This is a genomic window from Microcystis sp. M53598_WE2, assembly GCF_030067735.1.
In the GTDB taxonomy this organism is placed as follows: Bacteria; Cyanobacteriota; Cyanobacteriia; order Cyanobacteriales; family Microcystaceae; genus Microcystis; species Microcystis aeruginosa.
This window is the reverse complement of sequence record NZ_JASJFE010000047.1, coordinates 1-2,170: the sequence shown is the minus strand read 5'-3', so window position 1 is coordinate 2,170 and position 2,170 is coordinate 1. Positions and strand designations below refer to the sequence as shown.

Sequence of the window (2,170 nt, the reverse complement as noted above, 5' to 3'; positions counted from 1 at the left end):
CAAAAGTTTATTTTTTTTAGTTTTAATTCCCCAGTATAGTATCTTTATTTTTATTGGCTTTCAGCTATACGTTATCTCCTTACTTAATTTAAAAAGTTATTGTCAGCAAAGTCAGCTAAAATCAGCAGTTTTACCCCTAGAAATAACTCTCCATTTTTTAAGTGCGATCGGTATTTATCTAGGGCGTTTTCTCCGGCTGAATAGTTGGTATCTAGTCACTCAACCGCAGCAACTATTCTGGAGTTTGCAGAATTTACTGACTCAAAAACCTTTGATATTCATCTCTGTCTGTTTTTTAATTATTTGGGTACTATACGAAATCAATAAAAGACTTTACAATCGACTTTCTGGCTACAATTAACGCCTATCGGGAATTTCGACCCTCTCCTAGTCCCTTTCGGATTGATTAAAAGATAGTAGAAAAACAGAGATCAATTGGCCGCACCGATATTATGATCATGATCAATATTTTTTCTCTCTCATCCCCATGACAAGCACTGATCAATCTCAACCCCTGCCTAGGGATGACTATTTTCACTACCAAAATTGTTGGTATCCTGTGTTATTTGTGCAGGATTGGCAAAAAAATCCCTACTCTTTCTCTCTTTATGGGCAACCATTGCTAATATTTCGCGATCAGCAGGGAAAATGGGGCTGTTTGCTCGATCGCTGTCCCCACCGCTTGGCGAAACTCTCCACAGGACAGATGATCGCTGGGCGTTTAGAATGTTTATACCATGGTTGGCAGTTCGAGACGGATGGAAAATGTTCCCATATTCCCCAACTGCCAGTCAATACCCCGATTCCCCGCAATGCCAAGGTTAAATCCTATGGGGTGGTGGAACGTCAGGGAGTCCTCTGGGTTTGGTTAGGAGAAGAGGAAACAGCGAAAGAAAGCGATATTCCTATCATCAAAGACCTAGAAGACCCCAATTGTGTCCATACCGATTATGTCATCGATTTTCCCTACGAACAGGGCTATTTACTCGAAAATCTCCTCGATCCCGCCCATGTTAATATTAGCCATGATCGCAGCGAATTCGGGGCAAAACGGGAAAATGCTCAACCGTTAGCCTTCCAAATCCTCGAAATCTCGGTGCGGGGAATTCGCAGTCAGTGGCGCAATAGCCGCAATCCGCAGGAAAGCTGGAAATATCTGGATTTTATAGCCCCTAATCTCGTTCATTATCGTTTTTCTCTGCCTAATCCCGATTGGTGTGCTGGATTGGCTTTATACGGGATTTCTCTGGGTCAAGGTCGTTCTCGCTTACTGATGCGACGTTACCAAAATTTTGCCGTTAACTCCCGTCAATACCGTTGGCGCTGGTTGGAACATCTGCGTCAAAGTCGCATCCTCGAAGATGATCTACCTTTAATTCAAAGTCAGCAGCAAATGGTGGAAAAGTCAAGAGATAGTTTACAAAAATTATACTTACCCTTAAAAAGTTCCGATGCCTTGGTGATTGAGTTACGTCAATGGTTCGATCGCTATGGGGACTCTTTCCCCTACTATCAAGGCTACACCAGCCAGCGGACAACGGCGATCGATTTATCCGATCCTTTACCCCTCGATCGCTATTCTCGTCACACTGTCCACTGTCGCACCTGTAGCACTGCCCATGAAAAAATGGTAAAAACTAAACAAATCGCAATTTTAATGGGGATATTATTAGCTTTACTGGCAATTTTATCCCCAAATCAGTCTATCTATCAAATTACTACCCTTATTTTCGCAATTTTGGCTTTAGCAATAGCGATCGCTGCCAATTACACCCGCAGAAAATTTGAACGCACCTATGAGAAAAAAGCCCATACCAAACTACAGTAATAATACTAAATCCGTTGAGTATAGGCTACATATCAGGACAGGTAAAAGGCAGCAGGCACTAATGCAAAAGGGTGAATAAATAATCAGTTTTTAATAACCAGATTTAGTATGACTCTTAAATGATGACAAATGTATCAGCAGCTGCCTGTAAGCATCCCACCGAAAAGCTAATGCGCGGGGGGTTTGGGGGCGGCGCCACGCCCCCAACGGGGGGTTTGGGGGGTAGAACCCCCCAAAAGCTTGGATTGAGTGATAAAAGCGGAAGTAATACGGCCATCCGTTGAGTATAGGCTACATATCAGGAGAGGCAGTCATGCAAAAGGGGGAATAAATAATCAGTTT

Annotated in this window: 2 protein-coding genes; both read left to right on the top strand. The window is 42.9% G+C overall.

The window, feature by feature from the left end; genetic code table 11:
* Nucleotides 1-361: DUF1361 domain-containing protein (locus PX636_RS01075; RefSeq protein WP_288115954.1), on the top strand; the 361-nt coding region annotated here is incomplete at its 5' end.
* Nucleotides 362-487: 126 nt separating this feature from the next.
* Nucleotides 488-1,828: an aromatic ring-hydroxylating dioxygenase subunit alpha gene (locus tag PX636_RS01070; protein ID WP_288115953.1), complete on the top strand. Its 1,341-nt coding sequence runs from the start codon at nt 488-490 to the stop codon at nt 1,826-1,828.
* The last annotated feature ends 342 nt before the right edge of the window (nt 1,829-2,170 follow it).

Coding starts and splice junctions, on each gene's coding strand:
- PX636_RS01070 (WP_288115953.1), top strand. CDS start 488: ATGACAAGCACTGATCAATCTCAACCCCTGCCTAGGGATGACTATTTT.